Origin of the sequence: Pseudomonas sp. FSL R10-1339, assembly GCF_009600545.1 — a bacterium.
GTDB classification, from domain to species: domain Bacteria; phylum Pseudomonadota; class Gammaproteobacteria; order Pseudomonadales; family Pseudomonadaceae; genus Aquipseudomonas; species Aquipseudomonas bubulae.
Genome location: NZ_WIVQ01000213.1, coordinates 1 through 1,368, shown reverse-complemented (window position 1 = coordinate 1,368; position 1,368 = coordinate 1). Strand labels below are relative to the sequence as shown.

3 protein-coding genes are annotated in these 1,368 nt (G+C 53.4%); 2 read left to right on the top strand and 1 reads right to left on the bottom strand.

Annotation, left to right across the window (positions count from 1 at the left end):
• Nucleotides 1-259 precede the first annotated feature (259 nt).
• The gene (locus GHO03_RS24435; RefSeq protein WP_095018922.1) at nt 260-532 is read left to right on the top strand and encodes a colicin immunity domain-containing protein; all 273 of its coding nucleotides are present in this window, start codon (nt 260-262) and stop codon (nt 530-532) included.
• 13 nt (nt 533-545) lie between these two features.
• Here the strand turns inward: GHO03_RS24435 and GHO03_RS24430 are convergent, their stop codons facing one another.
• A complete protein-coding gene (locus GHO03_RS24430; protein WP_095024145.1) occupies nt 546-749 on the bottom strand; it encodes a hypothetical protein in 204 nt (67 codons plus the stop codon).
• 342 nt (nt 750-1,091) lie between these two features.
• On the opposite strand from GHO03_RS24430, the gene GHO03_RS24425 reads away from it, so the two are divergent.
• The coding region (locus GHO03_RS24425; RefSeq protein WP_372241799.1) for a flagellar hook-basal body complex protein at nt 1,092-1,368 on the top strand (277 nt) is incomplete at its 3' end.

Below are 1,368 nucleotides of genomic sequence, written 5' to 3'. Positions count from 1 at the left end.
TCAGCTGTCACCGGTAGAGTTTGAAAAGCGTTACGCAGCGAGCCTGGAGAGTGTCTAGGAAACCCGGGGCGATTCATCTTGCTGATGTCGATACCTCTCCCCATGGGACATATCAGCGAGAAACAGACTCAACTGTTTTTTTCAACAAAAGAACAAACAATGTCGTTATCATTGGTGGCGATGGTAAATTTGTGTCGGGTTGGAAGCTTGACCCAGCTACCCCACAATTTAAAAACTACATTGAGAAAGGAGTTCTGCAATGAGTCTTGAGCTTATCCAGCTTGCCAAGAAATTCGCTGACGGCGGCTTGTCTGCAAATGCTTTTGCCGATCCATATATCGCTAAGTGGAGCGCAGAGCGAGATGCAAACAAACTCAAGGACGACAATGCAAACGTCTCTGAATGTGCATCGACCATTTTCATCCTGGCAGACTGCTACAACCCTGATCTAGATCGCAGAAAAAGTGAGCTAGATGAAGCTGGTTTGAGAGCTGAGGTCAAAGCAACCTTGAGTAAATTCAAGCTGGCCTGAATCTACTCAATGGTTAGGCTTGAAAAGCCCAGCCCGTCTGGGCTTTTTTGAGTCCGTTCAGTAAAGCCTGTTTGCCGACATCCCCTTTTTGATTTCGTAAAAAAACCTGAAAATCCCCGCCTAAAACGGGTTTATTTTGCCTCTTGCCATCATTTTTGAAACTTATCGGGCGCCGCCCAGCCTCATCAGAAATGAGGTTACACATGCTTGCGAACATCTACGCCCCCGAATCCGTTTTGGATGAAGTCGCTACCCGGGTCGGCCTGTTGGTTGGTGCTGCAAAAGGTGGCAACCCTGTCCTGGAGGGAGAGGGAACCAAAGGCAAAAGCAGATCTTCGCAACGCCAGAAATCAGCTTGGGGTGAGGGCCCTCGACGGCCACTACCCAGGCCAGCCCTTGCCGCAACCGGCAGAACCCCGCCGTCTCCTCGCACCGAATCTTCCCTCATCCCTGCGCAAACCCGCGCCGCAGCGCGTCAAAATAAAGTTGGTGCGCAAATTGCAATGACCTCTTCAGTACAGCGGTGGGCGGCAAGCGTCCGTCAGACAGAGGAAAGACTGTGGACAAGTACCTTTATGTGGCAATGACCGGCGCCAGTCAGAACGCACTGGCGCAGAAGGCGCATGCCAACAATCTGGCGAACATCTCGACCAACGGGTTTCAGCGTGACCTGGAACAGGCCCGCTCGATGCCGGTGTTTGGTGACAGCTTTCCGGCGCGTGCCTTTGCCTTGACCGAGCGCCCTGCCACCGATTTCAGCCAAGGTGCCCTGGTCGAGACCGGCCGCGACCTGGATGTGGCCGTGTCCGGCGACGGCTGGCTGGCGGTGCAGGCCC